The sequence below is a fragment of the Methylibium sp. T29 genome, assembly GCF_000576205.1.
Lineage (GTDB): Bacteria > Pseudomonadota > Gammaproteobacteria > Burkholderiales > Burkholderiaceae_C > Methylibium > Methylibium petroleiphilum.
In genome coordinates this window covers 1-4,424 of record NZ_AZND01000257.1, presented here as the reverse complement: position 1 = coordinate 4,424, position 4,424 = coordinate 1, and the positions used below count along the sequence as shown (strand labels likewise).

3 protein-coding genes and 2 pseudogenes are annotated in these 4,424 nt (G+C 67.3%); 1 reads left to right on the top strand and 4 read right to left on the bottom strand.

The annotated features are described in order from the left end of the window. Positions 1–525, top strand: a pseudogene (locus x551_RS18820) (oxidoreductase); the annotation flags it as partial. Between the two features lie 39 nt (positions 526–564). On the opposite strand, the gene x551_RS18815 reads toward x551_RS18820, so the two are convergent. From x551_RS18815 to x551_RS18805, 4 genes and pseudogenes are all read right to left on the bottom strand, one after another. Then, a complete protein-coding gene (locus tag x551_RS18815) occupies positions 565–1,245 on the bottom strand; it encodes a Fe2+-dependent dioxygenase (RefSeq protein ID WP_036235000.1) in 681 nt (226 codons plus the stop codon). Between the two features lie 80 nt (positions 1,246–1,325). Beyond that, positions 1,326–2,435 carry a TonB-dependent receptor gene (locus tag x551_RS26585; RefSeq protein WP_253950420.1) on the bottom strand — a complete coding sequence of 370 codons (1,110 nt, stop codon included), beginning with the start codon at positions 2,433–2,435 and terminating at the stop codon, positions 1,326–1,328. 712 nt (positions 2,436–3,147) lie between these two features. Beyond that, a pseudogene (locus x551_RS27670) lies at positions 3,148–3,660 on the bottom strand (TonB-dependent receptor plug domain-containing protein); the annotation flags it as partial. A gap of 240 nt (positions 3,661–3,900) precedes the next feature. Next, the coding region (locus x551_RS18805; RefSeq protein ID WP_036250178.1) for a TolC family protein at positions 3,901–4,424 on the bottom strand (524 nt) is incomplete at its 5' end.

Here is a 4,424-nt window from a genome sequence, read left to right as displayed (position 1 = left end):
GACGGCACGCCGGGCCTGGCCTCCGGCTGGCTCACCGAGCGGGCCGCGATCGACGACGAGATCGCGCTGCGGCTGCGCGCCCACGGCAACTTCCGCCTCGGCGACAACGCCGGCCGTCCGCTGATCCTGGTCGGCAACGGCACCGGCCTGGCCGGCCTGCGCGCCCACCTCAAGGCCCGCGCCGCGGCCGGACACGGCGCGAACTGGCTGGTGTTCGGCGAGCGCCATGCCGCGCACGACGCCTACTACCGCGACGAGATCGCCGCCTGGCAGGCCAGCGGCGTGCTCGAACGCACCGACCTCGTGTTCTCGCGCGACCAGCCGGGCAAGCGCTATGTGCAGGACCGCCTGCGCGAGCAGGCCGACGTGCTGCGCGACTGGGTTACCCGCGGTGCCGCGCTCTACGTCTGCGGCAGTCTGGTCGGCATGGCCGCGGGCGTGGAGGCCGCGCTGGTCGACGTGCTGGGCCGCGACGCGGTCGATCGGCTCATCGAGACCGGCCGGCTGCGGCGCGACGTGTACTGAGCGTGTCCCGACAGGGCCCGTGAGCGGCGGCCCGCCGCGTCACACCTCGGCCCACTGGCGCAGCAGGTTGTGATAGTGGCCGGTGAGGCCGACAGTCTCCTCGCAATCGCCGATTCTCTGCCGCAGCTTCTGGATGTTCTGGTCCAGGTCGAACAGCATCGTGCGGTGCCAGTCCTCGCGCACCATGCTCTGAACCCAGAAGAAGGAACTGACGCGAACGCCACGCGTCACTGGCTCGACGCGATGCAGGCTGCTTGCCGGATAGACGATCAGGTCGCCCGCCGGCAGCTTGACCTCGTGGGTGCCGTAGGTGTCGACCACCACCAGCTCGCCGCCGTCATAGTCCTCCGGCTCGGTCAGGAACAGAGTGCACGAGACGTCGCTGCGCAGCCGCTGTCCATTGTCGGCGGCGGTCCGGATGGCGCCATCGACATGGAGTCCGTAGTGCTCGCCGCTGCCGTAGCGGTTGAAGAACGGCGGCAGGATGCGGTGCGGCAGGACAGCGGAAAAGAACAGGGGGTTGGCGTGCAGCGCGGTCACGATGGCCTGACCCAGCTGCAGCGCCAGCGGCGAGCCCTCGGCCAGCTGGTGGTTGTGTTTCACCTGCGCGCCTTGGGAGCCGACGCTGGCGCGTCCGTCGACCCAGCTGGCGCGATCCAGCGCGGCGCGCAGGTCGGCGACCTGGTCGCCGTTCAGCACGGCGGGCACATGGAGCATCATGGTCGAGTCCGTTTCGGCGAGCGATGAAAAAGGCCTCTTCCGAGGAAGAGGCCGGGGCGGGACGGTGAACGAGGGCGTCGTCAGAACGCGTAGCTGGCGGTCAGCGTGACGGCTCGGCCATCGCCCGGAGTGGCCCAGCCATTGTTGCGGATGCGCGTGTAGTAGGTGCGGTCCGTCAGGTTCTTCACATTGAGCTGCAGGTCCAGACTGCGGGTGACCTGGTACGCCACCATGGCGTTCTGCACCCAATAGCTCGGCGCCTTGTACAGCGGCGGCAGCGCATTGTTGAGAAGCCAGCTGCCCTGGTACAGCACACCGTAGCCGACGGTCACGCCGGGCACGAACTGGTAGGTGCTCCACAGGCTGAACGCGTGCTCCGGCGTGTTGGTCAGCGGGTTGCCCGTCGTCGCCAGCGCGGCATCGCAGTTCAACGCCGTCGGGTTGGCAACGCAGAAGTCGGAGGCGCCCGAGAGCACTTCGCTGTCCAGATAGGTGTAGTTGGCTGACACGCTCCATTGCGGCGTGATCTGTCCGGCCGCGCCGAGCGCCACGCCGTCCACGCGCGACTTGCCATCGAGCTGCTGGTCGGGAACCGTCGGGTCGTTGGAGTTGACGCGGTAGTTGCGCAGTTCGTTGCGGAACACCGCGGCCGTCAGCGACAGCCGGTTGTCGAGCACGTCCCACTTGGTGCCGACCTCGATGTTGACCGCCGTCTCGGGCGCGACGTTGCAGTTGTTGTTGCCGGTCGTCGTGGTCTCGTTCTGCGTGCAGGCGCCGTTCACCGTGGCCTTCGAGGGTGTCTTCGAGTTGCCGTAGGCGACGTAGAAGCTGCCGACCGGAACGGGCTTGTAGACCAGGCCGACGCGGAACGAAGTCAGGTTGTCGGTGCGCGACTGCGTCGGGTTGCTGGTGGTCACGCCAGCGGCAATGGTGTCGGTCGACGAAGAGGTCCGGTTCTTCTCATAGCGGACGCCGCCGTTGAGCGCCCATTGCTCGTTGAACTTCAGGTTGTCGAACAGGTAGACCGCCACGTTGTCGAGTTCGCCGCGCGTGCGGCCGGTCGCGACGAAGTTGACGGGGCCGCCGTAGACGCTCCGGGTTCGCGATGTCCATCGGCGGCAGCACGGGGTTCGGCAGCGCGCCGCCGGGGTTGCGCAGCGAGTTGCCGTTGACCAGGCGGTAGCGTTCATGCGACAGCGAGAAGCCTGTGACGAGCGTGTGTTCGATGCCGCCGGTCTTGAATTCGGTCGTGAAGTCGGTCTGGTTGGCCAGGTATTCGTTGCTGCTGTCGCGCGTCGAACCGCGCGGACCGCTCGGGGTGTAGACCCCCGGCGTCGCGCAGGGCGTGCCGTCCGAGGCGAGCGTGCCGCTGGCCAGGCAGTAGCTGCCCTGGGGCGGGTTCACCACGAGGAACTGGTCGATGCGCTGCGCGCGAGTCTGATTGCGCACCCGGAAGCGGTCGCTGAAGCGGTGATCGAACACCACGGTGAACATGTCGACATCGATCTCCTGCGTGTCGACATCGCGATAGCCGTAGTAGTTGCTCGACTTGGCGCCCGGGATCAGGCCGTTGTTGAACGCGTTGCGGTAGTAGGGCACGCCGTACTGCGGCACGTTCTCGTCGCGCTGGTGCAGGTAGCTCAGGGTCAGTTGCGTCGGGGTGTTGAGCCCGAAGGTGATCGACGGCGCGATGCCCCAGCGCTTGTACTCCTCGACGTCCCGTCCTGGCACGTCGTTGCCGTGCGCCATCACGTTGAGACGCAGGGCCGTGGTGTCACCGAGCAGGCGGTTCACGTCGGCGGTGGTGCGCCGGTAGCTGTCGGTACCCAGGCCGAGGCCGACGCGGCCGAAGTTCTCGGCCTTCGGCGATTTGCTCACGAGGTTGATGCCGCCGCTCACGTTGCCAGCGCCGCCATAGACCGAGTTGGCGCCGTTGGTCACTTCGATCTGCTCGAGATTGAAGGCGTCGGAACGGTTGTATTGGGCACTGTCCCGCATGCCGTCGAGCGTGATGTTGTTGTTGGCCGAGTAGCCGCGGAAATTGATGCTGTCGCCGTAGCCACCTCCGCCTTCACCGGCGCCAAAGGTGATGCCCGGGACGGTGCTCAGGGCCTCCACCAGCGAGACGCGGTTCTGCTGTTCCAGGACCTTCGAGGGCAGCACCGTGATGGTCTGCGGCGTGTCGAGCAGCGGCGCGGTGTACTTGGGCGAAGCCACCTGTTCGGGCTTGGCCACGTTCTCGCTCGCGGCCTTCGCCTTGATCTCGGGCAGCACCGGGCTGCCGGTGGCGGGCACTTCGGCCTGCTGGGCGTGGACGGCGGCGGCCGGGATGACCAGGGCCGCGAAGGCCACGAGGGCCGACGCGTTGTTGCGTCGGAGTGGAAGGGCGTGCTTGCGCGCACGGATGTAGGCCATGGGGTCTCCTCGGTGGGTGTATCGAATCGGCGAAAAGGCGGCAGAGGCTGGCTCTCTGCGGCACTCCCGACCCGCTACGACGCGAGGAGAAGCAGATGGCTGACCGGCATGCTGTCAGTCCTCGACAGCAATCAATCAGTAATGATAATTAGTCGTATTAAGATTTGTCAAATCATCGTCAAGTCTTGTGATCAAGCCGCAACAATGCTGGCTCAAGAGACGAATGTCGAGGCGAAGGCTTCATGAAGAAAGTTGGCGATCACTCATTGACCAACCGCCCCCCAGCGCCTTGAACAGATCCAGTGCCGCCGTCAGCCGGGCCAGCCGCAGCTGCGCCAGCTGGTCGATCGACGAGAACAGCGTCCGCTGCGCGTCCAGCACGCTGGTCAGGTCGTCGGCGCCCTCGCGGTAGCGCAGCTCGGCCAGGCGCAGCGAGCGCTGCGCCTCGTCGCGGATCGCCAGCTGCGCCTGCTCCTGGCCGCGGTTGCGCACCGCGTTGCCGAGCGCGTCCTCCACCTCCTTCAGCGCCGTGTAGATGGCCAGCCGGTAGCTCTCCACCAGCTGGCGGCGCGCCGATTCGCCCAGCGCCACCTGGTTGCGCAGCCGCCCGCCGTCGAACAGCGTCTGGACGATCGAAGCGCTCAGCCCGAGGCTGGAGGATGGATTGGCAAGCGACAGCAGCGCCGTGCTGGCCAGCCCGGCCGAGCCCGACAGCGACACGCTGGGCAGCAGCGCGGCACGGGCCGCGGCCACGTCGGCATCGG

What these genes read in the sequence shown, in the direction of transcription:
- x551_RS18815 (WP_036235000.1), bottom strand. Translation starts at nt 1,245, where the DNA reads ATGATGCTCCATGTGCCCGCCGTGCTGAACGGCGACCAGGTCGCCGAC.
- x551_RS26585 (WP_253950420.1), bottom strand. Translation starts at nt 2,435, where the DNA reads ATGAACGCTACCGCCTGGTCAACGGCAACTCGCTGCGCAACCCCGGCG.